This is a genomic window from Synechococcus sp. M16.1, from assembly GCF_014279895.1.
GTDB lineage: Bacteria > Cyanobacteriota > Cyanobacteriia > PCC-6307 > Cyanobiaceae > Parasynechococcus.
Genome location: NZ_CP047954.1, coordinates 707,500 through 732,287, shown reverse-complemented (window position 1 = coordinate 732,287; position 24,788 = coordinate 707,500). Strand labels below are relative to the sequence as shown.

Genomic DNA, 24,788 nt, shown 5'->3' with positions numbered 1-24,788 from the left:
TTTCTCCCCAGCGATCAGGCCTAGCCTGGCTTAATCAGATTGCGCACCTACAGCGTTGGCTCCCGACCCCCGCTCCATGCAATGGCAACAGGACGGTGAGCTGGCGCAGGCTGATCTGGATGCTCTTGTGCATGCGCTTCAGCAGGTGGAGTGCGATCACAACAGCGCTGAGCTGCAGCGTCTCGGCCAGATCGATCCTTCCGCTGCGGCTTGAAGCCTCAGCTTGAAGCGTCCGGGGCACAGCCCCTAAGAATCCGCAATGCAGCCATGGCTGCGCCGTAGCCGTTGTCGATATTGACCACAGTCAAGCCTGGGGCACAGCTGGCGAGCATGCCTTCCAAAGCGGTTCGTCCCCCTGCACTGATTCCATAGCCAACCGAAACCGGGACGCCGATCACCGGTTGCGGCACCAGACCAGCCAGCACCGTCGGCAACGCACCCTCCATTCCCGCGCAGGCGATCAGGATCCGCGCCGTTGCCAGACGGGGCAGTTGATCCAGCAAGCGGTGCAATCCAGCCACCCCCACATCCATCACAGGATCCACGCCGATGCCGTGGCAACGCAGGGCCAAGCTGACCTCCGCCACCACCGTGCGATCACTGCTGCCTCCGCTGAGCACCGCCACCACAGCCGGTGACGCAGGCACAGGAGGCAGTGCACCCAGGGTGAGGCAGCGAGCGTCGGCATGCAGCTCCACCGCCGGCAACGCCTCACACACCCGTGCCGCCTTTTCGGGATCCACCCGGGTCACCAGACCCAGTTCTCCTGCAGCGGTAAAGCTTTCAAGGATGGCAATGATCTGATCGGCTGTCTTGTGTTCCCCCCACACGGCCTCGACCATGCCCAACCGCTGACGGCGCCGCAGATCGAGGCGAGCATCCGGCGTGGTCACTGCGGCAACAGTTCCCCTTCAAACACCAGCGGGAACGGGTTGCCCTGGCGCTGTCCTGTTTGCTCGCGGGCCAAAGTCTCGAAGCGCTCCTGAACCGTCTCCACCTCGGCCATGGAAATCGATTTCCATGCCTTACGACTGCTCCAACGAATCAGCAACGTTCCCTCTTCGGTGGCCGGATCCCAGAACAGATCACGGCCCAGAAAACCCGGCTGTTGCTTCAGCCAGGGCTCCCAGCTGCCCCGTTCCGCAGCCATCCACTGCTCACGGCTCTCCCGGGGGACCTGCAGCCTCAGGTGCTCCACCACAGCCACCAAGTCACCACGTGTCGGGTCGCACTCTGCCCGCACCTCTGTCTCCGAAAGCCCGCCCAACAAGAGAACCAGCGCCAAACAAGGTGCGATAACCCTAAGCAGAACAGACCGGAGGCGATGCACGGTTCAGCTCCGCTGCAGCAGGGCCACAGCCTGGCAACTGATGCCCTCTTCCCGTCCCTCCGGACCCAAGCCTTCATTGGTGGTGGCCTTCACACCCACGGCATCGGGGGCGATGCCGATCACAGACGCCATTCGGCTGCTCATCTCGGTGATGTGCGGCTTGAGCTTGGGGCGCTCAGCGATCACCACCGCATCGATGTTCACCACCGACCAGCCTCGCTCCTTCACCAGCTTCACCACCTGATTCAGCAGCTTCAAGCTGTCGGCCCCTTTCCATTGGGGATCGGTGGGGGGGAAATACTTGCCGATGTCACCGAGGGCGAGGGCCCCGAGCAGCGCATCCATCACCGCATGCACAAGCACATCGGCATCGCTGTGGCCATCCAGGCCAAGACCATCGGGATGGTCCAGGGTCACACCCCCGAGGATGAGGGCCCGTCCGGGCACCAGCCGATGGATGTCGTATCCGTTGCCGATGCGCAGCTCCATGACGGGATCTGAAGGGGCACCCATTGTTGCGGTCTGCCAGCGGGCAAACAGATCGGGCCGCCGCTCGCGGGTGCGCTGCTCCCGCTGCTCCTGGCGCCACCGGGCGATGGCACCGTGGTCGCCACTGCGCAGCACATCCGGAACGGTCATGCCGCGGAAGTCGGCGGGGCGGGTGTAATGCGGGTGTTCCAGGAGGAGTGCACTGTGGCTTTCCTCCACCAGGGAATCGGCGGTCCCCACCGTGCCGGGCAGCAGGCGCACAACACCGTTGATCACCGTCATCGCCGGCAGCTCACCACCGGTGAGGACGAAATCACCCATCGACACCTCCTCATCGGCCAGGCCGCGAATCCGCTCGTCGAAGCCCTCGTAGTGACCGCAGAGCAAAACCAGTTGATCGTGGTCACTGGACCAACGCTGCAGATCCGCCTGCTGCAGGGGACGCCCCTGCGGTGACATCAACAGCACCCGGCTGCGGGGACTGCGGGGAATCGCCTCCATCGCGGCGAACACCGGCTCGGGCTTGAGCACCATGCCGGCACCGCCCCCGTAAGGCTCGTCGTCCACCTTGCGATGGCGATCCGTGGCGAAGTCCCTGGGGTTGTGCAGATGCAACTCGGCAATGCCCGCGTTGAAGGCACGACCGATCACCCCCAGCTCCAGCAGAGGAGCAAACGCCTGCGGCGCCAGGCTCACCACATCAAGGCGGTAGGGGGCCATGCCGCCTCAGGCCGCGGGTTTGGACACCCTGCGGATGTCCGTGCAGAAACTGCCCTGCACCGGTGTTCCCTGGGCATCCACCGCCGTGGTGCTGCGCAGGCGCAGGTTGGCCCGCGTGAACCAGATCCGCTCCTGAACCTGCACGCCGTCAGCCCGGCTGAGGTTCAACTCCATGCTGCCGTCAGGCCAGAACCTCCAGTTGCCTGGGGAATCACCATCGAGGATCAGCTGTCCATCAGCGGCGAAGGTGAGGGTGCTGCTGGTTCCACCTGGGGCCTGCACCTGCAGTTGGCCGAGAGCCCCCTGCTCGCTCACGCAGCGAACGGTGAGTTCACCCCGTTCACTGCTGTGCCACTCGTCATCACCACCGGCAGCCAGCTCAAAGCAACTGCGCAGGCTCATCCACTCCCCGTCGCAGAGGCTCAGAAAGGAGCCAGGGTCTTCCGGGGGAAAGGCTTGTTCACTCATGCGCCCATCCTCTCAGCCGTGGGGCAGGCATTTCTCGTTATTGATCCCCCGTGTAACCCAGCTCCGCCAAGCGGGCCGGTTTGCTGCGCCAATCAGGCACCACCTTGACGAACAGCTCCAGATACACCGGGCCATCAATCAGCACCTGCATCTGCAGCCGCGCCCCCTGGCCGATCGTCTTGAGCATCGCCCCGCCTTTGCCGATCAGGATCCCCTTCTGACTCTTCCGTTCCACCAGAACCGTGGCTAACACGGCCGTGCGACCCGCACCCTTGCCCTTGGCCGGCAACTCCTCAACGCGATCAATGGTGACGGCAACGCTGTGGGGCACCTCCTCCCGCGTGTGCAGAAGCACCTGCTCACGAATGAGTTCACCCAGCAGCACCCGCTCCGGTTGATCACTCACCATCTCGGGCGGATACAGCTGTGGCCCCAAGGGCAACTGCGCCGCCATCGCTGCTGTGAGCTCCGCGCAGCCATCGCCTGACAGGGCGCTGCAGCGGTGCACCGGCCAATTCGTCTCCTGCAGCAGGGCTGCATAGGCCTCTTCCGCTTCAGAGCGGTGCTCCTCCGCCAGCTTGTCCCACTTGTTCAGGGCCACCAGCACCGGCAGGGACTGCTGCTGCAGCAGATTCACGATGAAGGCATCACCGCGCCCCGGGCGCTCGCAGCCCTCCAACAGCAACACCACCAGGTCCACTTCACCGATGGCGCTGCGGGCACTCTTCACCAGCCGTTCCCCCAGCAAGTGGTGGGGTTTGTGGATGCCAGGGGTATCCACCAGAACCATCTGGGCCACCTCCGTGGTGAGGATGGCCCGCAGGCGGTTGCGGGTGGTCTGGGCCACGGGCGATGTGATGGCCACTTTCTCCCCCACCAGCTGATTCACCAGCGTGGATTTGCCCACGTTCGGGCGACCGATCAGTGCGATGAAGCCAGAGCGGTAATCCTCTGGCAGGGGAGTTGCATGCATGCTCTAAGTCTGCGCCGCCATTGGATCGACCCGTTGGATCGGCCCGTTGAATCGACCCATAGCCTTAGGGCAGGAATTGAAAAGGTCCATGGCGGATCAGCAGCCCACCTTCCAGCAGGCCATGGAGATCACAGCGGCTTGGCTGCAGCAGTGGGACAACGAGGAGATCAGCGATGAGGTGCTGGCCGACCGCATCGGTGAAATGGTGGCCAGCCGCGATGGTGCCCGGGGATTTTTCGTGGTGAGCCTGGCGGGCGAGAGCGTGCTGATGGATCGTTTGCCCGATGCCGTCGTGGGGCAACTGCGGGGCGCCGGGGCTGGCGTTGTGGATCTGAGCGTCCGCAATCTGGCCATGAGCACCGCCATGGCTGTGCATCACCGGCGCACGGGAGATGAGGCCCAGCAGGCCGGCTCGGAGCGGGTCAGCAGCCGTTGCATTGAACTGCTCAGACTGCTTGAACCAGCGGAGGTGAAAGAGCGCCTGGAGCAACTGCTGGCCGCAGCACTCGACAACCGCGGTGAAGACGTCGCCTTCCTGGAGAAGTGGGGGTACGACGCCGAGCAGAAACAAGCCATCGGAGACAGCGTCTATGCCGTGGCTGAGGGCTGAGGGCTGAGGGCTGAGGGCTGAGCCATAAAAAAAGCCCCGGACAGGCCGGGGCGAAGGTTGATTCGACTGCGTTGGCATCATCAGTCGCGACGATCAGCCTGAACGATCAGTCGCGACGACCACCACCGTTGAGCACAATGATCAGGCGCAGGATGAAGATGAAGAGGTTGATGTAGGTGAGGTACATGCTCAGGGCACCTGCCAGGTATTGGTCATCCCGGTAGGAGCGGGGCATCGTGTAAAAGTCGACGAAGGCGGCGCCCACGAAGAGCACGGTGCCGAATCCGGCGATCATCAGCTCAAAGCTGGTGCCATGGAACATGGCAGGGGCAAAGATGCCGCCGATGAACTGGACGACCATCGCCAGGATCAGGCCGATCAATCCAAGACCCACCACTCCAGAGAGCGCCTGACCAACGGAATCGCTCATGCGACGGCCAACGATCGAGGCAATCACGAAGGTGATTCCGGTGGCCAGTGCGGCGGTGCCGACCGCACCCACACCCGCAACGGCCCCCGCCAAAGCCACGAGGCCACTCAGGGTGAACCCGGTGATCAGGCTGTAGACCGACAGCAGCGGCAAGGCTGTGGCGTTGTTGCCCTTCAAGGCGACGTTCTGCGCCACGAAGAACAGCACCAGGTTGCCGATCACAGCCACCCAGAACAGGGGCATGAACAGCGGTGTGGCCATCATCGAGAGACCACCAATCACCCCGATTGAGGTGAGCACCATGCCGCCGCCGACGTAGGGCAGCGCTTTATTGACGACGTTGGGGCCGACGAGGGCGCTCGATTGCGCCTCGCGGATCGCCTCCTGGAAATTGCTACTTGCTGGCATGTCGACCAGGTCACCAAAGACTCATCACATCCTGCCAGCGGTGACAAGGGATTGGGGTGTGGATCTCCCTATCGACGCTGAACTTTGGGCGTTTTGCGTTCGTCCCGGCGGGCATAGGCCTCCACCACCCGCTGCACGAGGGGATGGCGCACCACATCCGCAGCGGTGAGGCGGCAGACCGCAACCCCTTCAACGCCCTCCAACACCTCGGACGCCTCCACCAAACCGCTCTGCACGGTGGACGGAAGATCCACCTGGGTGATGTCTCCGGTCACCACCATTCGCGAACGCTCCCCCAGGCGGGTGAGCACCATGCGCATCTGAGCCGGCGTGGTGTTCTGAGCCTCATCCAGGATCACAAAGGCATCGCTCAGGGTGCGGCCTCGCATGTAAGCCAGGGGAGCGACCTCGATCACGCCCTTCTCCAACAGCACAGTGGTTTTCTCCGCTCCGAGCAGGGAGTGCAAAGCGTCGTAGAGCGGACGCAGATAGGGGTCCACCTTCTGCTGCAGGTCGCCCGGCAGGAAGCCCAGGCGCTCCCCGGCTTCAACAGCCGGCCGGGTGAGAATCAAACGCTCAACCTTGCGTTCGGTGAGCATCCGAACCGCGAGAACAGTGGCGAGAAAGGTTTTGCCGGTGCCGGCAGGACCGAGGGCAAAGGTGAGGTCGTGGCGCTCCATGGCATCCACGTACTTCTTCTGGCGCAGGGTGCGCGGGCGCAGCAGATTGCCCTTCTGGCTCTTCGCCAACACCTGCTCGCCCATGGCGGCATGGTCATCGCCGCGGCCGGTGTTGAGGGCTCCCAGCGCCGACTGAAGGTCCACAGGTGAAACCGACTGGCCGTCCTGCCAGATCGGGCGCACCAATTCCACAACCGCAGCAGCCCTCTCAATCTGCGTTGGCCGCCCGGTGATCACCAGTTGAAGACCCCGCAACACCATGGAGGCTCCTGTCAGAGCTTCCAGGCGATGCAGGGTTGTTTCCGCTTCACCGGCGAGGGCCAGTGCAGCATCGGGATCAGGCAGGTCGAGAACGAAACGGCCGCGTTCGCCGTCGTCAGACACCGGAATGATCAGCCCTCGGTGGATTCGGATTCTGCGGAATCAGAAGCTTCAGCTTCTGCAGCCTTCTCCTCAGCGGCTGCAGCCTTGGCCTCAGCAGCCTCCTTGGCGGCTTGCTTGGCATCAGCTTCACGCTTGGCCGCTTGCTTGGCCTTGCCCACGGTCTCTGCAGGACGCACGGTCTTTTCCAGAAGACCGCCGCGCTCGAGCAGCGTGCGAACCACATCGGTGGGTTGGGCACCCTGACCCAGACGCTCACGGATGGCCTCGGTGTCGAGGCGCGTTTCCTTCGTCCGCGGGTTGTAGAAGCCCAGCTCCTGCAGGGGACGACCGTCCCGACGTGAGGTGCTGTTGCAGGCCACGAGGCGGAAGCTCGCTTCCCGCTTCTTGCCAAACCGCTTCAGGCGGAGCTTGATCATCGTGGCCCTGGAATGAAGGAAAAGAGGTGGTCCGGCGACGCCCAAAGGCCCGCCAAACAACCACCATACCGTTCCGCCCTCACAGATCCCCGAAGCCCTTCTTCTTCTTGGCGGGTCGCTGCCGCTTCGGTGGTCCACCGCGACCGGGACGACCTCCACCCCCGGGCATGCCACCCATTCCAGGCATTCCTGGCATTCCGCCCATGCCCGGCATGCCACCCATTCCGGGCATCCCAGGCATTCCACCCATCCCGGGCATACCTCCCATGCCGGGCATGTTGCCCTGGCTCATCTGCTGCATGAAGCCGCGCATTTTCTGAAAGTCGGCCAGCACCTTGTCCACATCTGAGGCCTGATGGCCGCTGCCGCTGGCAATCCGGCGACGCCTTGAGGGTTGACTCGCCAGGAGGTCGGGATTTTCCCGCTCCTGCTGAGTCATCGAGCCGATCATGGCCTCGATGCGCTTGAGCTGCTGCTCCCCCTGCTTGAGCATGCCGTCATCGATCTTGTTCATGCCCGGGATCATTTTCATCAGACCCCCCAGCGAGCCCATGCGCTTGATCAAGCGCATCTGCTTCACGAAGTCCGAGAAATCAAACGTCGCCTCCTGCAGCTTCTTCTGCATCTTTTCGACGTCGGCGAGTTCGACCTCCTTCTGGGCCTTCTCCACCAGCGTCAGCACATCACCCATGCCGAGGATGCGGCTGGCCATCCGTTCGGGATGGAACGGCTGCAGGGCCTCCACCTTCTCTCCGGTGCCGATGAACTTGATCGGCTGACCGCTCACCTTGCGGATCGAAAGGGCGGCACCACCGCGGGAATCACCATCAAGCTTGGTGAGCACCGCTCCGGTGATGCCCACCTGGTCGTGGAAGGCGCGGGTGAGTTCGGCCGCTTCCTGACCGATCATCGAATCCACCACAAGCAGCACCTCATCGGGCTGCACAGCGGTGCGGATCCGCACCATCTCCTCCATCATCTCGGTGTCGATCTGGAGGCGACCGGCGGTGTCGACCAGGAGCGTGTCGAAGCCTTCCTCTTTCGCCTTGGCCAGACCAGCGGCTGCAATGTCTTCCGGTTTGGCCTCAGCACCGAGGCTGAACACCTCCACATCGATCTGAGCACCGAGCGTTTTCAACTGCTCGATGGCGGCTGGTCGGTAAACGTCGGCGCCCACCATCAGGGCTCGTCGCCCCTGATCCTTGAGGTGGAGGCCCAACTTGGCCGTTGCGGTGGTTTTACCGGCACCCTGAAGACCGGCCATCAAAACGACGGTGGGAGCTTCAGCTGCCTTGGCCAGAGGAGCGTTATCGCCCCCCATGACCTCCACGAGCTGTTCATGGACCACCTGGATGAACTTCTGATCCGGGCTGACCCCGCGCACCACCTCCGCACCAACGGCTTTGTCGCGGACCTCAGCCACGAACTCCTTCACCACCGGCAGGCTGACGTCAGCTTCCAGCAAGGCCCGACGGACGTCCTTCAGGGCTCCATCGACGTTGGTTTCGCTGATGCTGTCTTGGCCACGCAGCCCCTTGACCGCATCCTCAAAACGGGCTGAAAGCTCGTCGAACATCGGCGTTACGCCCCTGGATCAATGTGGTGATCGTAAAAAGCGACGGTCAAGCAACCCGGGCAAGCAACTCAGGAGCCCGGGATGTAGTCGTGCAAACGCCATTGGGTTCCATCTCTGCCGAGCACATAGGTGACGATGAAATCAGTCGGTGCCGTCTCATCAATCACGGTGCCGTCAGCAGCCTGAAGGCGATCGCTGTAGGCCACCTGGGCCAGCAGTTCGATCCTCTGAGGGCTGCGATCGACCACCTCGATGGTGGTGATGGAGGCATCAATCGACTTGGATCGCCCTGCAGCTTTATCAGCGTCCCGCTCCTGCTCCACGCGCTTCACCAGGGGCTCCCTCGCCACGACGGAAAGTTCAGCCGGCTCACCGGAGAGCATCAACGCCTTGGCATCAAGCCATCCCTGGAGCAAAGCCTGAAGCTCGGCTTCCGTGGGGTCATTACTGAGTAGTGGTTCTGAGGGCGCTGAAGGCTCAAGGTCGGGCTTCAGGCTCGCGATGGGCTCGTCATCCAGGAGCTCGTCATCCACCGTGGATGAAACGGCATCGAGCTCCTGCTTACCTTCAACCTCCTCTTCCTCAGCGGAGAGTGAAGCGATTTCCGGCAGCAGCGGCGCAGGATCCCAGTTGCGTCGAAGCAGGGCGAAACCCGCAACGGTGATCCCGACCAGTGCAACAGCGGCAGCAGCGGGGCGGAACCAACTTGGCTGCCAAAAACGTTGCTGCCAGAAAGGCATGGCATCCGTGTCTTCGGAGTCAACGTCCTGATCTGATTCAGCTGCGTCGCTCGAGGCCGCAAGGGATGCATCGCCTGCCGTTGCCCAGGCCAGGGTGATTTCTTCGGCACCGATCTGGCGCGACGCCTTGCGATCGAGACGATCGACAAAGCCCTGCACGTCACGATCAGCAAACCAGGCATCCAAATCAACACCAGAGGCATCGACGTCGCGATATCCCGGCAAGACATCGCGTTCAAGCCAGGCCCGGCAGTACTCGCATTGCGCGGCCAACCGATCACCAGGATGGTTCAAAAACCAGGCCTGCAGATCCGGATCACGCAAAAGCGCGAAATGCCGATCCGCATCCTTGACGTTGCCCAAGAGCAGATCCAGGCAGCCAAGCAGCGGCATGGGATCGAGGTCGGCATTGGCAAGCGTCTGCAGCCGATCGCGAGCCTGCTCGAGAAATTCAGGCTTTCGCCGCGAGAACCCTGCTGCGGTGAGGGCCAGAACTGTGAGGAAACCGGCATCAGCTGCGCCCCGCTCAAACCAGCGGCTGAACAGATCGATCTGCTCCTGAACGGTGAGGAAGCGGCGAATCTGTTGGAAGAACGATTCGAAATCCTCCTGGTTGAGGCTGCCGGGCTGAACGCCATAGGCATCGGTCGCCTCGAGACCACCACGGGCCACGACCAGCTCATCCAACAGCTTCAACCCCCGTTGATGGGAATCCTGATCACCAAGATCTCGGCTGAGCAGATCGAGAATTCTGAAAGGAGTCAGCCCCTGCAGGGCGTCTTCCAGCTGGCGCTGCTGGTCGGGCAGCTTGCCCATCCGCTGTTGCAGCTCAATGCCGTCGATCAAAAGTTGGGCCGCCGACTCATAGCGCCGTTGGTCCTGTTCCTCCACAGCAGCATCGCGGCAGGCCAGGGCGGCCAGGAGCGTCAGGTCCGCTTCACGGCCACTGCCGAGGGCGGGAGCCTGAGGGGGCTGGAGACCCTGCCGCGCCAGCTGAAAGGCCTCGAGAGCGCCATTGGCCTCCCAGAGCAGCATCAGGCCCGCCACCTCACTGCTGGTGGGAAGGTCCAAGCCCACCGTGCCGTTGGGATGGGATTCACTGAGGCGCAACAGGGCTGCTTCGTACTCGGCCCTGTCGGCGGGATCTGTCAGCAGATCGGCGGAGCGGCGCAGCAGATCGGCCCTTTGGAGCAGAACCTCGTGGGTGAAGCCCTGATCCGGAGGACTGTCACAGCGGGTTTCCAAGCGGCGCAGAACAGCCTCTGGGGCTGCCGATGGACTGACGCCCAGAAGTCGGAAATGATCGATGGGCAGATCCAACAGCACCGCTGCGAGGAGACGCGGATCTTAGTCAGTGTCAGGGGTTTTGCCCATCGCTCGTCGGTTGGCCCTTAAAGTTGACTGCAATCCCTTAGGTGGACATGGGTCAGGACCTCGCTGTCGATTCCGCTCCGATTGGCACTGCGACTGCTGGTCCCCATGCCGAACGGCTCTCCAAATTGGTGACGGCACAACGGGCCAGCGTGGACCGGGAGACCGGTCTGGAGCTGTACCGGGACATGACCCTGGGCCGGCGCTTCGAGGACAAATGCGCCGAGATGTACTACCGGGGCAAGATGTTTGGCTTCGTGCACCTCTACAACGGTCAGGAAGCGGTGAGCACCGGTGTGATCGGTGCGATGAAGCGTCAGCACGACTGGTTCTGCAGCACCTACCGCGACCACGTGCATGCCTTGAGTGCCGGCGTGCCGGCCCGCGAAGTGATGAGCGAACTCTTCGGCAAGGAGACCGGTTGCAGCAAGGGGCGTGGCGGCTCAATGCACCTGTTCTCCAAGGAGCATCACCTTCTTGGCGGCTTTGCCTTCATCGCTGAGGGCATTCCCGTGGCACTCGGCTCTGCCTTCACCAGCCGCTACAAGCGCGACGCCCTCGGTGATGCCTCCAGCAACGCCGTGACAGCAGCGTTCTTCGGCGATGGAACCTGCAACAACGGTCAGTTCTTCGAGTGCATGAACATGGCGCAGCTGTGGAAGCTGCCGATCATTTTCGTGGTCGAGAACAACAAGTGGGCCATTGGTATGGCCCACGACCGGGCCACCAGTGACCCGGAGATCTGGCGCAAGGCCAGCTCCTTCGGCATGGCCGGAGAAGAAGTGGATGGCATGGACGTTCTGGCGGTGCGGGCAGCGGCCCAACGCGCCGTGGAACGGGCCAGGGCGGGTGAAGGTCCGACCTTGCTGGAGTGCCTCACCTATCGCTTCCGCGGTCATTCCCTGGCCGACCCGGACGAACTGCGGGCGGAGGAAGAAAAGCAGTTCTGGGCCAAGCGTGATCCCCTCAAAGCCCTCGAGCGGGACCTGACCCAAGCGGGTCTGGTGAACAGCGAAGAGCTGCGCGCCATCGAAAAGGAGATCGACGGCATCGTTCAGGACTGCGTTGACTTCGCCCTCTCGGCACCCGAGCCAGATCCCGCAGAACTCACGCGCTACATCTGGGCGGAACACTGATTAAACCGAACGGGATCCGTTGAAACCAACATCTCGCGAGGCGGCTCAAATGCCGCTCGGGAGACGGCGGGTGAGGTTCCGCAGCTTGCGCAGCGCCTTGAGTTCAACCTGACGCACCCGCTCGCGAGACACCTCCATCAGGCGTCCGATTTCAGCCAGGGTGTGCCGCTCGTTGCCCTCAAGCCCGAAGCGCATGCGCAGAACGTGCTGCTCCTGTTCGCTGAGGTGACTCAACCAGCGGCCCAGCTGCTCATGATGAATCCGCTGTTCCACGATCTCGAGCGGTTCATCGAGGGATGAATCAGCGATCAGATCCCCAAGGAAGCTGCGCCCCTCCTCACCGTTGACGGGAGCATCCAGGCTGCTGGTGGTGAGCGCCTGACGCAGCAGCGAATCCAGCTCATCCAAGGGGATGTCCATGGCTTCGGCAATCTCCACACGGCTGGGCATGGCGCCGAGCTTGTGGGCGAGATCAAGACTCACCTTGCGGATCGTGGTGAGCCGCTCACTGAGATGGACAGGGAGCCGGATCGTGCGCGACTGACAGGCAATGGCGCGGGTCATGCTCTGGCGGATCCACCAGAAGGCATAGGTGGAGAACTTGTACCCCCGGGTGGGATCGAACTTCTCGACAGCACGTTCCAGGCCGAGGGAGCCCTCCTGAATCAGGTCGAGCAATTCCAGACCTTTGCCTTGATATTTCTTGGCAACGCTGACCACAAGACGAAGGTTCGCCTTCATCATCCGCTCTTTGGCACGGCGACCGATCCTCAGAAGACGGCGCTGTGCCGTGGTGAGTTCTCCATCCTCGAACTCACGGGAACCGTCTTCGGTGAGGGCCATCATGGCCTGTACCTGATTGCCCAGCTCGATTTCTTCAGCTGGGGTGAGGAGTGGAATTCTGCCGATGGTGGCGAGATACCAACTGACGGGGTCGCTGCTGCGCCGGCGTTGCGTCTCCAGCGGCTTGGAAGCTGTGGACACCTTGGGTGCTGCGGAAGTGAGATGACTTTCCTACGAACAGAAAGAATGTCGAAGTGTTTTCAGCAACCCTTCAGATTCAGAACAGCAAACCGCAACATTTCAGATTTACGAAAGATTTAAAAACCAAGAAAAGCTCTTTTGAGACCTGCCAGCCGAGGCAATCAAAACGAATCATTTGTTCAGACTTCGTTGAACATCGTTGTTTGCTTTTTCTGACACCGCGCTGTATTGATTTTCAAACAATCCGCAATCGCAGAAGCATCACTGGAGCGAGCACGAACGGCCGCCAAACCGTGCAAAGCCGCAGCGGCCGTCAAGCTTTCCAGCCCAGGCTGCTGCTGTGCTGCCACCGCCTGGGCACCCCAACCGGTGGCAAAACCGGCCAGCACGTCACCCAGGCCGGTGCGGGCCACCCGTGGGGTCGTGCCGGTCAGCACCACGGCTGCACCCGATGGATCCGCCAGCACCGAATGCGCCCCCTTCAGCAAAATGCAGCAACCGCTGCAGCGGGCTGCGGAGATCGCCCTTACCAGCGCGTCACCTGCTCCACAGTCTGGAAACAACCGCGCAAACTCGGCCGCATGGGGCGTGAGCCAGGTGGGCCCCCGCCGCTTCAACAACCAACGCCACCCCTCCGGACTGGCCGCCAGACCGTTGATGCCATCGGCATCGAGCACCAGCAAACCGGCGACGCTGAGCATCTGCTCCGACCACTGGCTCCACCAATGGCTGGACTCCCCCAGACCGGGACCGACCAAAACCGCATCCAGCCGCTCTGGAATCACCGCGTCCTCCAGTTGCATCACCTCCGGCAACACCTGCCACAAGCCGGATTGCAGACGGGGCGGCACAACGGCCTGCACACAGCCGCAGCCACTGGCCATGGCCCCCCGCAGCGCCAGATGTGCTGCGCCGGGATAACGATCACTGCCCGCCACCACCAGGCAGCGGCCGCGTTCGTACTTCATCGCCGTGGGCGGCAGCGGCGGTAACGGGGCCGAGCAGGCCTCTGTCACCGGCAGGCGGCGCGGCAAGACCGCAGCGGCGTTGCTCATCACCGAAGGCGGCAAGCCAAGATCGATCCGCACCAGCGCACCCACCCAGGGACGGGCCGGGTCCAGACACAACCCGCGCTTGATCCAGCCAACGCTGAGGGTGACCGAGGCACAGGCTGCCTGCTCGCCCAGCACGGTTCCTTGGTCGGAACAAAGGCCTGACGGCAGATCCAGACTGATCAACGACCCAGGCTGCAGCTGCTGCCGACGCCGGAACAAATCCGCCAAGAACTCAGGCAGCGGCCGACTCTGGCCGAGACCGAACACCGCATCAAGCCAAAGTGCGGCTCCGCCGGGTTCGGGCTCGTCAGCCAGGCGCTGCAGACCAAGCCACTCGCCATGGCGCAGATGTTCAGCGGTGAGGGGCTTGCGAATCGGCAGGGGACACCACAAGGACACCTCAACGCCAGCAAGGTGCAACTCCCGAGCCACCACCAAACCATCGCCACCGTTGTGACCGGGCCCCACCAGGACAACCACGCCATGGCGCAGCAGATCCCGGCGCGCCAGCAGCCAAGCCGCCATGGCCAGCCCCACCTTCTCCATCAAGGCCGCAACAGGCATGCCGCTGTCGAACAACCTCTGTTCGCAGGCGGCCATGGACGCGGCATCCACGAGCAGATGATCAGAATCAGCGGGAGGCCACACCAGTTGCGTTGCCGGGACCTCACTATGGAGAGAACTCCCTGCGCCGCCCATGGCCGTTGGATCCACCACAACCCGCGCTGGAGAGGCTGCTCTTGAGCGCCTGCGGCAATGGCCCGGGGAGCACCGCGTGGCCGTTGGTCTCTCTGGAGGCGTCGACAGTTCCCTGACGGCGGCACTGCTGGTGGAAGCGGGCTGGCAGGTGGAAGGCCTGACCCTCTGGCTGATGAGCGGGAAAGGGGCCTGTTGCGCCGAGGGGCTGGTGGATGCAGCCGGCATCTGTGAGCAGCTCGGCATTCCCCATCACGTGGTGGACACACGGGAGACGTTCCAGCAGGAGATCGTGCAACGGCTGGTGGATGGTTATCGCGATGGGATCACGCCATTGCCCTGCTCCCAGTGCAATCGATCGGTGAAATTCGGACCGATGCTTGATTGGGCCCTGCAGGAGCGCAAGCTGCCCCGCATCGCCACCGGCCACTACGCCCGGATCCGCCATGGCGGCGATCAAGGGCGCCATCAGCTGTTGCGGGGCCTCGATACCCGCAAGGACCAGAGCTATTTCCTCTACGACCTGCCCCAGGAGGTTCTGGGGCGCATCGTTTTTCCCTTGGGGGAACTGACCAAACCCGACACAAGGCTCGAAGCCGCCCGCCACGGTCTGCGCACCGCAGAAAAACCGGAAAGCCAGGATCTTTGCCTGGCCGACCACCACGGATCGATGCGGGCGTTCCTGGATGCCTATCTGCCCCCGCGGCAGGGGGAAATCGTGCTTTCGGACGGAACTGTTGTGGGCGAGCACGACGGCATCGAACACTTCACCATCGGCCAACGCAAAGGGCTCGGTGTGGCCTGGCGCGAACCGCTTCACGTCATCCGCCTTGATGCTGCGATGAATCGAGTGGTCGTCGCACCCCGGGCCGAAGCCGGCCGAGACAGCTGCGTGGTGGGTGCGGTGAACTGGGTGTCGATTGCCCCGATCGAGGCGCTACGAACCGTTGAGGTGCAAGTGCGCTACCGGAGTGCGCCGGTGCGTGCGGAGCTTTCACCCCTCCCGGCCACTGAGGCCGATCAGCAGCGGCAGCGGCCCCACCGCTGCCGCCTCAGCTTTGAGGAGGAGCAGTTCTCGATCACGCCAGGCCAGGCGGCGGTCTTCTACGACGGCGACACCGTTCTGGGTGGGGGGCTGATCCAACGGGAATAGGGCGTGACGCGCTGGCGCACCTGAACGAGGGCCTCAGCGACGCCTGGAGCCTCAGGTGCAAGCAACCACTGCACCGACCCGTTGGCCGAAATCAGCGCCGTGGGGCCTGTGTTGCCGACGCTGAGCAGATCCCGTCCTGTCTCGATCGCCCGTAACTGCGCCAGGGCCAGGAACTGCTTCTGCAGCTGCAGCGGATAGGGGTCGAGATTGGCAATGGCCAGAAGCCAGGTGGCGCCATCGGCAGCGGCACGGGCCAGAGCCACACCATCGGCAATCTCGTAGCAGATCGCGACGGCCGCAGGGGGTTCAACCACCGCCATCGTTCTCGGGGCCGGACCGGGGGTCAACCCACCCACCGCAGACAGTCCTGCCTTCAGCCCGGCGGGCAGGGGCGGAATCCATTCCCCGATCGGCACCAGACGGTGCTTGTCAGCCAGAGGCACGGGAAACCAGTCGGGCGGCTCGTACAGCAACAGAGAACTGCGTTGCTGACCCCGCACCCAACGAAATCCGCCACTGATCAAAGGAATCGCTGGAGCCTCAACCGGCGGCTGAAAACGCGCCGGCAGCGCTCCTTCCGGAGCCACCACAGCAGCCGGACTGGTGGGCTCCAGCTGACGCATCGCCTCCACCAGAGCTTGGGGAAGCGCCCGTTGACGCTCCAGATCGAACTTTTCTCGCGTGGGAACAGCGGGTTGCCAAACCCCCAGAGCAACGGAACCGACCGGCGGCGGCGGCGCCAACAACAGCCAGCTGCCCAAGCCATGGGCCAGAAGCACACTGGCCAATCCGAACAGGCCCCAGCGACGCCAGGCTGCGGGTTGCTCGAACAGCGCCAGCAGGCAGCAGCCCCAGCACAACTGCAGCCAGGTCAGCCCTCCGGAACCGAACCAGCGGGCCAATCCCGCCAGGGGGCGGTCCCAGGGAAGGGTTGTGCCGCCAACGCCGATCCAGAACAACGGCGACCCCGACAGCACCAGTTCAGCCAGGGCCCAGAGCCCGGCCAGCAGCATCAGCCGCACTGGACGCGGCCAACGGCGAGGCAGACGCCGCGACAGCACAGACCATCCGGCCAGGAGCAGAGCGGCAAGGCTCCCGCAGGCCAACCAGAGGGCCAGTGCCACAGGCAGGCTGAGCCAGGCGGGAACGCCCATCCAGGTGAGTGGATGCAGGGCCAGCAACCAGCGGTGGCTGATCAAAACGGCCAGCAGTCCCCAGGCCGCCGACCAGCGGGGACGCTCCACCACGGACCAGAGCAGCGCCAGGGCAGGGACCATCAGCAGGGGGCCGCCGAGGGAGGGAGCCACGCCGGCCAGGACGCCGCCCAACAGGGCCCGCGATCCGGCCTGCAGTTGGTGATTGCCCATGGTCAGCAGTCCCGGCCAAAGGCATCCTGGATCGGACCCGCCCACCTGTCGCCATGGATGCCGCGAATCCTCTTCAGCAACTGCTGCTCCGCGGCCTGGGCACCACCACCCTCGTTGCTGAGCGTCTGCGCGGCGTCACCCAGAACTGGGTGAGCAGTGGCCGGCTGGATCCGAACGAAGCGTCCGCATTGGTGGACGACGTGCTCAAGGCCCTGCGCGGGGAAACCCCCGAACTGGAACAGCAGATGGGGCGCAACCTGGAACGCAACCGCGACAACCTTCTCCAGGACTTCGGCGTTCCAAGCCAGAAGGAAGTGGATGAGCTGCGCGGCCGCATTGATCGCCTCGAGCAACAGCTGCGGCAGATGAACCGGCCTGAATGAACGCCGACGCCGCGGACCGGGGGTCAGAATCAGCGCAACAGAAGCCTTTCCGTGCGCGACATCATCATCAGCACAACGGTCTGTGTGGCCTGCCTGCTCCTGGCCCTGGTCAGCCAGATCGTGGCCCCCTCCACCGTTTCCGCAGCACCGGCGCAGCCTGCTGCCGTTCGCAGCGAGGCTTCGAAACCCCAGAAGGCGTTGAGCTTCGAACTCGACCCTGACGACCCCAACCCGACTCTTTTCGCCATGGCCAACGATTCCGCTCCTGCCGACGCCTCAGCCCTCGGCGGCCCCCTCGATGCACCAGACCCCACCATCACCGCCAGTGGTCTGAAAATTATCGAGCTGGAGGTGGGCAGCGGCGACGAGGCCAACCCCGGCCAAACGGTGGTGGTGCACTACCGCGGCACCCTGGAAGATGGGCAGCAGTTCGATGCCAGCTACGACCGGGGAACCCCCTTCAGCTTCCCCCTCGGGGCTGGCCGGGTGATCAAGGGTTGGGATGAAGGCGTCGCCGGGATGAAAGTGGGCGGCAAGCGCAAGCTGGTGATCCCTTCCGACCTCGCCTACGGAAGCCGTGGCGCCGGTGGTGTGATTCCCCCCAACGCAACCTTGATCTTCGAGGTGGAACTGCTCGACGTGAGGAAGTAAGCGGAAGCTAGGCTCATCTCAAGCCAATTCCGCTCTGAACCGATGCTGCGCTCGGCCCTTTCCGCCCTTGCATGTGCCCTCCCTGCCCCCGTGGCAGAAGCCCACTGCGACGGTCCTTGTGGCGTGTACGACCCGGCTTCCGCTCGCGTGGCAGCCGAAGCCGTGCTTTCGATGACCAAAAAGCTGAAGGCGATGGAAGCTCCCGCAGCTGGTGACGCCGCTGCCCTGGCTGCTTACAACAACACCTTCGGCCGCTACGTGGCCATCAAGGAAGAGGAAGCACAGAAGACCAAGAAAGAACTGTTGATCCTTTGGACCGACTACTTCAAGCCCGATCACCTGGCCACCTTCCCCGACCTGCACGACACCTTCTGGAAAGCAGCCAAGCTCTGCAGCGCCTGCAAGGTGAACATCGATCAGGCCAAGGCTGAGGAACTGATGGCCGCCGTTGAAAAAATCCACGGCATGTTCTGGCAGTCCAAGGGCCGTTCCGACGCCTGGGTCACCGCATCCTGAGTTCAAACAGAACCAATCCCCCCATCGCAGCAGCAGGTCTTCGCGACCTGTTGCTGCTTTTTTGTGGGCGACGTCTGCTGCTGCGCATCGAAGGACGATCGATGCAACCCAGCCTTGAACCGGGAGACCGGGTTCTAGTCAGACGGCTGGGACAGACGGCCGCACCCAGCCTGGGATCCGTGGTCGTGACCTGGCATCCCAAGCGAAGCGGGCTGCGCCTAATCAAGCGCCTCAGCCGAATGGACAGCACAGGGCTTTGGTTGTTGGGAGACAACCCCGCTGAAAGCACCGACAGCCGCCAACTCGGAGCGGTGCCAGCCAACCTGTTGATTGGTGAGGTGGTGGGCCGGCTCCCGCTCGGGGAATCAGAACAGAGCCGGTGAAGTCTTCTGCAGCCAGATGGCCCCGGTGATGATTGAGAGAGCACCCGTACCGCCCACGAGGAAGGGCATCAGCCGGGCACCGCTGCGGAGGGTGAGAAACGAGACAACCGATACAACGGCCACCATGGCGCCGATGGATCCAAGCAAGTAAGCCACGAGGTAGCCCACAGCGGCATGGGGCGGCAGGGCCAAAGCAGGGATCACGGCCAGCAGGTGACTGGCCCCCGCCAGTCCATGCAGCAAGCCCAGGCCCGAGGAGGCATGGACGTGGCGACGGTGGTTGCTGGCGCCGCGCACATGCAGATGGAGATGACGATGCTCGGCGGCACCATCGTGGCGGTGCTCATGGGTGTGCAGTTCAAGCCCGAACGCCGTGCGCACGGCCAGGGCACCCACCACAAGCAGGGCCACGCCCACGAGGAATTCTGCCCAAGACGACATGGCCTCCACATGGGCCAGGTCTTTCAGACCGATGGCGATCAACGCCAGAACCACAACTCCTGTGGAATGACCAACGCCCCAAGCCAGGGCATGACGAAAGGCGGCCCATGGCTTGCTCAGTGAGAAGGGCGCCATTGCCACCAGGTGATCAGCACCACCCACCACATGAACGGCCCCGGCTGCAACACCGGTCAAAACGCTAATCAGCACAAAGAACCGCCTGAATGTTGCAATTGTGCATCAGCAGTGAAAGAGGAACGGCCTTAACCGGGCTGGATCAACTGCAACAGACCAGCTTCAACATCCGGCTGCCGCATCAGGGCTTCCCCCACCAGCACAGCCCCGGCACCGGCGGCCTGCACACGGTCGAGATCGGCCCGACTGAACAGACCCGATTCACTCACCAGCAGCACCCCCTGTTGCTTCAACCGATCGTTGAAGTCGACCAGCAGCCGTTCGGTCGTGGCCAGATCCGTCTCGAAGCTGGTGAGATCACGGTTGTTGATTCCAATCAGGGGGAAGCCACCAATGCTCAGCACACGGTCCATTTCGGTGGCGTCGTGAACCTCCACCAACACGGTGAGGCCCAGAGCCGCCGCAGCCTTGTTGAGATAACGAAGATCCTGATCCGAAAGGATGGCAGCAATCAGCAGCACCGCGTCAGCCCCGGCCGCCCTGGCCTGGAACAGCTGATAGGGGCTCAGCACAAACTCCTTGCAGAGCAGAGGCAGGTCTACGGCCTGACGCACCTGCACCAGGACATCAAAGCCACCCTGGAAGAAGGTTTTGTCGGTGAGCACCGAGAGGCAGCTTGCACCGCCAGCGGCATAGGCCTTGGCGATCGCCACCGGGTCGAAATTCTCACGGATCACCCCTTTGCTGGGGCTCGCTTTTTTCACCTCAGCGATCACCGCAGGTTTCGTGGCGGCCGCCTGAAGCGCCCCCAGGAAATCCTTGGTGGGGGGAAGCTTGGCAATCTGCTGCTTCAGGTTGTCGAGGGGAACCTTGTCGCGGGCGGCATCGATCTCACGATCTTTTTCCCAGACAATCTTCTCCAGGATGTGACGCGGTTCCTCGTCGTCGTGGGGCACCGCATATTCGAGATGGGCCACCCGCACCTTGGGGTTGGGGGGACGACGGCGGATCTCCATGGAAGAGGGAAAAGACTGGAACGAAAAATTGGGACGGGATCAGGCCGCCAGCTGGGCGGCAGCTTGCTTGTACGCGACCTCCACCACCTCGCTGAGGGTCGGGTGGGTGTGCACTTCGGTGGCGAGCTGACGCACGCTCTGGCGCCGGGCAACGGCATTGGCCACCTCCTGGATAAGGTCGGCGGCGTGTAGTCCATAGATGTGGGCGCCAAGCACTTCACCACTGGTTTTGTTGAACAGCAGCTTCATCAGGCCATCGCTGTCCAGCTCAGCCAGAGCTTTGGAATTGGCCTTGAAGTAGCTGCGAACGGAACCAAGCTGGAAGCCATCTTTCTCCGCCAAAGCTTTGGCATCCGCCTCGGTCAGCCCAACAGAGCTGATCTCGGGATGGGTGAAGGTGGCTGCCGGAATGCTGCGGTAATCGATCTCGCGCCCATGGCCAAGGATGTTGTCCACCGCAACGGTGCCTTGGGCAGCAGCCGTGTGGGCCAGCATCAGCTTGCCGGTCACGTCGCCGACGGCCCAGAGATGGGGAACAGGTTGGCCGTTCACCAGAACGCGCATGGCGTCGTCGATCGGAACAAAGCCACGGTTCGTCTCCACATTGAGCGACTCCAGATTGAGGCCCTTGCTGCTGGGAACACGCCCTGTGGCCACCAGAACGGCATCCACCTCAAGGGTCTCCACCAGTTCACGGCTGTTGAAATCAGCCAGTTCGATCTGCACGGGACAACCCGGGGTGACCTTGCGGGCCAGCAGACCGGAACGCGCATCGATATCGCGACCATCAATCAGATGACGCCCAGCGATCTTGGCGATGTCGGGATCAAAGGTGGGCATCACCTTGTCCATGGCCTCGATCATCGTCACCTCGCAACCGAGGGCGGTGTACACATCAGCGAATTCAAGGCCGATGTAACCGCTGCCGATGATGGCGATCCAACGGGGCAGCCATTCCAGGTTGATGGCTTCGTCGCTGGTGAACACCGTGCGGCCATCGGTTTCGATGCCTGGCGGCACAAAGGGATCAGACCCTGTGGCGATGATCACATCCTTGGCGGTCAGCACCCTGTCCACCCCGCTGGGCTCCCGTAGCCCCACCTTCTGGCTGCCCTCCAGACGGCCGTGGCCTCGGAGGATCGTCACCCCTGCCCGCTCAAGGGTTTTGGTGAGGTTGGTGCGAATGGTCTGAACCAGCTGATTGGCGTGATCGGCGATCTTCTGCCGCTCGAACCGCACAGGAGCAGCATGAATTCCGAAGCTCGCGAGGTGCTTGTCGTCTGCCAGTTCCCGCACTTTTCCACTGGCAGCCAGCAGCGCCTTGGAGGGAACACAGCCCCTGTTCACACAGGTGCCACCCATATCGCGGGATTCAACGATCGCCGTCTTCAGGCCGTGTTCGGCGGCATGTTTGGCAGCGTCGAAGCCGCCGTAGCCGGCTCCAATAACAATGACGTCGAAGTCGAAGCTGGCGTCGCTCACCCGAACTGCTGCGATGTGGCGGTCATTGTCGCTCTTCGCCGCTCCAGAAGGAGAGGAACAGCGGCAGACGCCACATTCAGGGATTCCACCCGTGCGCTGTGGGGGAGCGTGACGGCATGGGTGCAGCAGGCCTGCAGGTCCGGATGCAGACCTGCACCCTCGGTTCCCAGCACCAGCGCCGTCGGCAGCGTCCAGTCGAGATCCCAGTAGGGAATAGGGGGGTCAGCCTTGGTCGCATCGGGCACAAGGGTGGCCACCACCTGCACACCCAAGGCCACCAGCCGCTTCAGTTCCTGCTGAAGCTGTGAAATCGCCATCGCTTCGCTCGGGCCAAAGCGTTGATGCGGCAGCTGAAGCAGAGCACCGGCAGAGGCCCGCAACACCTTCGTGCCGAGGGGATCAACACCAGCTCCCATCCAGACCGCGTTGACGTCAGCCGCCAGGGCTGTGCGCAGCAATGTGCCCAGATTTCCAGGATCCTGAATCCGATCCAGGACAAGGAGAAAATCCAGCTCTGGAGGGACAGTGGGCAGTCGATCCAGGGGGCTCAGGCAGGCAACACCATCGGGTGTGACCGTTGTGAGCGCAGCCCGCAACACCTCATCGGTGACGATCCGCCACCGCGTCTGGGAACAACGTGCAGCAAAGGCCGAATGACCTTGCAACCAGGCTTCGGTCGCGATGATTTCCTCGGGCGCGTTGCCCTGCCTGAGAACTTCCTGCAACAGGTGGGTGCCCTCAAGAAGCAACACCCCCTCGGCCTCTCGCCCCGCACGGGTGGCCAGGGTTCGCAGCCGTTTGACCAGGGGATTGCGTCGGCTGCTGATCAGGGGAGAGGAGGAATCCAGAGAACGACTCAGAACGCTGCGTGTTTGCGCACGTTCAGGCCTTTGTGAACGCTCAGATTTTCGCCATCCAACTCAAGGCCGTTGATGGCTGCGATCTCCCCCTTGATTCCCTCCGCCGCAAGGTTTTCGATCATCTTTTTGATCACTTGATCCTCAACGGTGGTGTGATCGATGGAATCAGGAGTAAGCAGCTCAAGGAACTTGCCAACCTTGGAAGCAACAACTTCCGAAGCGTTGGAGATCTTGAGAACGATCATGGTTGTCGAGAGCTGCTACCCGACAAAGTTAGTGCGGATGGGGAGACTTGAACTCCCACGATGTTGCCACCACTAGTACCTGAAACTAGCGCGTCTACCAATTCCGCCACATCCGCTGGCGTGTCGTGTTCGACCGGTTGAACATAGGGCATCGCCGATCAGTGGCTGCCCCGGCCCCGCAACAAACTGTCCAGTTTGGACGCCGGCCGTCTAGACGGTCTCAAAGACTGTTGCCAAAATCCGGACATAGGGGATCAGCTCATCAATGATGGCCGTTGCAGAAGCGTCTCAGGAGAGTCTCAAGCAACGCCTCAATGTCAGCGGCGGACATTCGTTGAAGGGAACACTTCGTGTCAGCGGTGCGAAGAACTCCGCCCTGGTGCTGATGACAGCCAGCCTCCTGAGTGAGGAGACCATTGAGCTGACCAACATTCCCTCTCTCACAGACATCGATGGCATGAGCGCCATCCTTGAAGCTTTGGGGGTTCAGGTCGACAGGCAGTCGGACTGCATTCGCCTCACCTCCGCTGAGCTCAATGGCTCGGCACCTCCCTACGAGCTGGTCAACAGCCTTCGCGCCAGTTTTTTCAGTATTGGCCCCCTGCTCGGACGCCTGGGACATGCGCGGGTCCCCCTTCCAGGGGGTTGCCGCATCGGGGCTCGTCCCGTTGTCGAACACATCCGCGGACTCAAAGCCCTCGGCGCCGTCGTCAACGTGGAGCACGGAATTGTCACGGCCTCAGTGCCCGGCAGCAAAAAACGCCTGACAGGCGCTCAGATCGTGCTCGACTGCCCCAGCGTTGGCGCCACCGAAACCATTCTGATGGCAGCGGTGCTGGCCGATGGGGTCTCCACCATCGAAAACGCTGCTCAGGAACCTGAAGTGCAGGACCTGGCCAACCTGCTCAACAGCATGGGCGCCCAGGTGAGCGGCGCTGGCGGCCCGGTGATCACCGTTCAAGGGGTGGAGCGGCTCCGTGGTTGCACCAACTATCCGGTGATCCCGGATCGCATCGAAGCCGGAACGTTCCTGATGGCGGCCGCCATCACGCGCTCACCACTGGTGGTGGAGCCCGTGATTCCCGAGCATCTCAGCGCTGTGATCCAAAAGCTTCGAGATTGCGGCTGCTCCATCGAGATCAAGGGGAGAGCCGTGACGATCACCCCCGGCGAGATCACTGCCGTGGACATCACCACCCAACCGTTTCCCGGGTTTCCAACCGATCTTCAGGCACCGTTCATGGCCCTGATGTGCACCGCGAAGGGCACCAGCGTGATCAGCGAGAAGATCTATGAAAACCGGCTGCAACATGTGGCCGAGCTGCAGCGCATGGGGGCATCGATTCGGCTCAAGGGCAGCACAGCCATCGTTGAAGGCGTGGCTCAGCTGAGCGCGGCGCCCGTCACCGGCACCGACCTCCGTGCAGCCGCTGCCATGGTGCTGGCTGGCCTCTCCGCCAAAGGAATCACCGAAGTGGCTGGTCTGAAGCACCTTGATCGGGGCTATGACGACCTCGAAGCCAAGCTCAGCGCGGCCGGCGCTGAGGTGAAGCGCAACATCCTCTGAAGAGGGGCCCTTCAATCAATACAATCCCTTTGCGGGAGCCTGGCGGAATTGGTAGACGCAGCTGACTCAAAATCAGCCGGCCACTGGTCTTGGGGGTTCAAGTCCCCCGGCTCCCATCCCTCC

General features: G+C 62.9%; 27 protein-coding genes and 2 tRNA genes. 10 read left to right on the top strand and 19 right to left on the bottom strand.

Features of this window, described 5'->3' with window-relative positions; all coding sequences use genetic code 11:
- Window positions 1-55 precede the first annotated feature (55 nt).
- Window positions 56-214: a hypothetical protein gene (locus tag SynM161_RS04075; protein WP_156782983.1), complete on the top strand. Its 159-nt coding sequence runs from the start codon at window positions 56-58 to the stop codon at window positions 212-214.
- A 4-nt stretch (window positions 215-218) separates the two neighbouring features.
- Here the strand turns inward: SynM161_RS04075 and larB are convergent, their stop codons facing one another.
- The 5 genes from larB to era form a co-directional block, all read right to left on the bottom strand.
- A complete protein-coding gene (gene larB, locus SynM161_RS04070) occupies window positions 219-893 on the bottom strand; it encodes a nickel pincer cofactor biosynthesis protein LarB (protein ID WP_186542055.1) in 675 nt (224 codons plus the stop codon).
- Window positions 890-1,270 carry a TIGR03792 family protein gene (locus SynM161_RS04065; RefSeq protein WP_370593136.1) on the bottom strand — a complete coding sequence of 127 codons (381 nt, stop codon included), beginning with the start codon at window positions 1,268-1,270 and terminating at the stop codon, window positions 890-892. The genes larB and SynM161_RS04065 overlap by 4 nt, the downstream gene beginning before the upstream one ends.
- Window positions 1,271-1,333: 63 nt before the next feature.
- Entirely contained in the window at window positions 1,334-2,539 is a 1,206-nt protein-coding gene (gene trmD, locus SynM161_RS04060) for a tRNA (guanosine(37)-N1)-methyltransferase TrmD (protein WP_186542053.1), read from the bottom strand.
- Window positions 2,540-2,545: 6 nt separating this feature from the next.
- Entirely contained in the window at window positions 2,546-3,007 is a 462-nt protein-coding gene (locus SynM161_RS04055; RefSeq protein ID WP_115081985.1) for a phycobiliprotein lyase, read from the bottom strand.
- Window positions 3,008-3,044: 37 nt separating this feature from the next.
- A complete protein-coding gene (era, locus tag SynM161_RS04050) occupies window positions 3,045-3,980 on the bottom strand; it encodes a GTPase Era (protein WP_115081983.1) in 936 nt (311 codons plus the stop codon).
- Window positions 3,981-4,068: 88 nt separating this feature from the next.
- Between era and SynM161_RS04045 the strand changes: the two genes are divergently transcribed.
- Window positions 4,069-4,590 (top strand): hypothetical protein, encoded by a 522-nt coding sequence (locus tag SynM161_RS04045; protein WP_186542052.1) that lies wholly within the window; start codon window positions 4,069-4,071, stop codon window positions 4,588-4,590.
- A 106-nt stretch (window positions 4,591-4,696) separates the two neighbouring features.
- Here SynM161_RS04045 and SynM161_RS04040 read toward each other — a convergent pair whose 3' ends face one another.
- The 5 genes from SynM161_RS04040 to SynM161_RS04020 all read right to left on the bottom strand — a co-directional run bounded on the left by SynM161_RS04040 (window position 4,697) and on the right by SynM161_RS04020 (window position 10,544).
- On the bottom strand, window positions 4,697-5,428 hold the full coding sequence (locus SynM161_RS04040) for a Bax inhibitor-1 family protein (RefSeq protein WP_114988417.1): 732 nt from the start codon (window positions 5,426-5,428) through the stop codon (window positions 4,697-4,699).
- 68 nt (window positions 5,429-5,496) lie between these two features.
- Entirely contained in the window at window positions 5,497-6,492 is a 996-nt protein-coding gene (locus tag SynM161_RS04035) for a PhoH family protein (RefSeq protein WP_186495699.1), read from the bottom strand.
- A gap of 8 nt (window positions 6,493-6,500) precedes the next feature.
- On the bottom strand, window positions 6,501-6,908 hold the full coding sequence (gene rpsP / locus SynM161_RS04030; protein ID WP_115133001.1) for a 30S ribosomal protein S16: 408 nt from the start codon (window positions 6,906-6,908) through the stop codon (window positions 6,501-6,503).
- A 79-nt stretch (window positions 6,909-6,987) separates the two neighbouring features.
- A complete protein-coding gene (gene ffh / locus SynM161_RS04025; RefSeq protein ID WP_186542051.1) occupies window positions 6,988-8,484 on the bottom strand; it encodes a signal recognition particle protein in 1,497 nt (498 codons plus the stop codon).
- A 68-nt stretch (window positions 8,485-8,552) separates the two neighbouring features.
- Complete coding sequence (locus tag SynM161_RS04020; RefSeq protein ID WP_186542050.1) at window positions 8,553-10,544, bottom strand: IMS domain-containing protein; 1,992 nt, start codon at window positions 10,542-10,544, stop codon at window positions 8,553-8,555.
- A gap of 101 nt (window positions 10,545-10,645) precedes the next feature.
- On the opposite strand from SynM161_RS04020, the gene pdhA reads away from it, so the two are divergent.
- Entirely contained in the window at window positions 10,646-11,731 is a 1,086-nt protein-coding gene (pdhA, locus tag SynM161_RS04015; protein WP_186542049.1) for a pyruvate dehydrogenase (acetyl-transferring) E1 component subunit alpha, read from the top strand.
- 45 nt (window positions 11,732-11,776) lie between these two features.
- Here the strand turns inward: pdhA and SynM161_RS04010 are convergent, their stop codons facing one another.
- Window positions 11,777-12,715 (bottom strand): RpoD/SigA family RNA polymerase sigma factor, encoded by a 939-nt coding sequence (locus tag SynM161_RS04010; protein ID WP_114988423.1) that lies wholly within the window; start codon window positions 12,713-12,715, stop codon window positions 11,777-11,779.
- Window positions 12,716-12,894: 179 nt separating this feature from the next.
- On the bottom strand, window positions 12,895-14,418 hold the full coding sequence (locus SynM161_RS04005) for an NAD(P)H-hydrate dehydratase (RefSeq protein ID WP_186542048.1): 1,524 nt from the start codon (window positions 14,416-14,418) through the stop codon (window positions 12,895-12,897).
- Between the two features lie 49 nt (window positions 14,419-14,467).
- Here SynM161_RS04005 and mnmA point away from each other — a divergent pair, with 49 nt between their 5' ends.
- A complete protein-coding gene (gene mnmA, locus SynM161_RS04000; RefSeq protein ID WP_186542047.1) occupies window positions 14,468-15,619 on the top strand; it encodes a tRNA 2-thiouridine(34) synthase MnmA in 1,152 nt (383 codons plus the stop codon).
- Here mnmA and SynM161_RS03995 read toward each other — a convergent pair.
- Window positions 15,571-16,986: an apolipoprotein N-acyltransferase gene (locus SynM161_RS03995; protein ID WP_186542046.1), complete on the bottom strand. Its 1,416-nt coding sequence runs from the start codon at window positions 16,984-16,986 to the stop codon at window positions 15,571-15,573. The genes mnmA and SynM161_RS03995 overlap by 49 nt on opposite strands.
- A 53-nt stretch (window positions 16,987-17,039) precedes the next feature.
- Here SynM161_RS03995 and SynM161_RS03990 point away from each other — a divergent pair, with 53 nt between their 5' ends.
- Genes SynM161_RS03990 through sodX form a run of 4 tightly spaced genes read left to right on the top strand, consistent with a single transcriptional unit; the run spans window position 17,040 to window position 18,919 of the window.
- Window positions 17,040-17,369 (top strand): phasin family protein, encoded by a 330-nt coding sequence (locus SynM161_RS03990; RefSeq protein WP_006850663.1) that lies wholly within the window; start codon window positions 17,040-17,042, stop codon window positions 17,367-17,369.
- A gap of 51 nt (window positions 17,370-17,420) precedes the next feature.
- Window positions 17,421-18,020 carry an FKBP-type peptidyl-prolyl cis-trans isomerase gene (locus SynM161_RS03985; protein WP_186542045.1) on the top strand — a complete coding sequence of 200 codons (600 nt, stop codon included), beginning with the start codon at window positions 17,421-17,423 and terminating at the stop codon, window positions 18,018-18,020.
- A 42-nt stretch (window positions 18,021-18,062) separates the two neighbouring features.
- Window positions 18,063-18,536, top strand: a complete 474-nt coding sequence (sodN, locus tag SynM161_RS03980) for a superoxide dismutase, Ni (protein WP_114988428.1) — start codon at window positions 18,063-18,065, stop codon at window positions 18,534-18,536.
- A 50-nt stretch (window positions 18,537-18,586) separates the two neighbouring features.
- A complete protein-coding gene (gene sodX / locus SynM161_RS03975; RefSeq protein WP_186542044.1) occupies window positions 18,587-18,919 on the top strand; it encodes a nickel-type superoxide dismutase maturation protease in 333 nt (110 codons plus the stop codon).
- Here the strand turns inward: sodX and SynM161_RS03970 are convergent.
- The 6 genes from SynM161_RS03970 to SynM161_RS03945 all read right to left on the bottom strand — a co-directional run bounded on the left by SynM161_RS03970 (window position 18,902) and on the right by SynM161_RS03945 (window position 23,214).
- Window positions 18,902-19,570 carry a hydantoin utilization protein A gene (locus SynM161_RS03970; protein WP_186542043.1) on the bottom strand — a complete coding sequence of 223 codons (669 nt, stop codon included), beginning with the start codon at window positions 19,568-19,570 and terminating at the stop codon, window positions 18,902-18,904. The genes sodX and SynM161_RS03970 overlap by 18 nt on opposite strands.
- Window positions 19,571-19,623: 53 nt before the next feature.
- Window positions 19,624-20,511, bottom strand: coding sequence for an indole-3-glycerol phosphate synthase TrpC (gene trpC / locus SynM161_RS03965; protein ID WP_186542042.1), 888 nt, complete (start codon window positions 20,509-20,511; stop codon window positions 19,624-19,626).
- A 39-nt stretch (window positions 20,512-20,550) separates the two neighbouring features.
- Window positions 20,551-21,993 (bottom strand): dihydrolipoyl dehydrogenase, encoded by a 1,443-nt coding sequence (gene lpdA, locus SynM161_RS03960; RefSeq protein ID WP_186542041.1) that lies wholly within the window; start codon window positions 21,991-21,993, stop codon window positions 20,551-20,553.
- On the bottom strand, window positions 21,990-22,823 hold the full coding sequence (locus SynM161_RS03955; RefSeq protein ID WP_186542479.1) for an RNA methyltransferase: 834 nt from the start codon (window positions 22,821-22,823) through the stop codon (window positions 21,990-21,992). Before SynM161_RS03955 ends, lpdA begins: the two co-directional genes overlap by 4 nt.
- 26 nt (window positions 22,824-22,849) lie before the next feature.
- Window positions 22,850-23,098 (bottom strand): hypothetical protein, encoded by a 249-nt coding sequence (locus SynM161_RS03950; protein ID WP_114988434.1) that lies wholly within the window; start codon window positions 23,096-23,098, stop codon window positions 22,850-22,852.
- A 32-nt stretch (window positions 23,099-23,130) separates the two neighbouring features.
- A tRNA-Leu gene (locus tag SynM161_RS03945) sits at window positions 23,131-23,214 on the bottom strand.
- A 149-nt stretch (window positions 23,215-23,363) separates the two neighbouring features.
- Here SynM161_RS03945 and murA point away from each other — a divergent pair.
- Together murA and SynM161_RS03935 are read left to right on the top strand one after the other, a co-directional pair.
- On the top strand, window positions 23,364-24,665 hold the full coding sequence (gene murA / locus SynM161_RS03940) for a UDP-N-acetylglucosamine 1-carboxyvinyltransferase (RefSeq protein ID WP_186542040.1): 1,302 nt from the start codon (window positions 23,364-23,366) through the stop codon (window positions 24,663-24,665).
- A gap of 33 nt (window positions 24,666-24,698) precedes the next feature.
- Window positions 24,699-24,781 (top strand) — tRNA-Leu (locus tag SynM161_RS03935).
- Window positions 24,782-24,788: the final 7 nt, after the last annotated feature.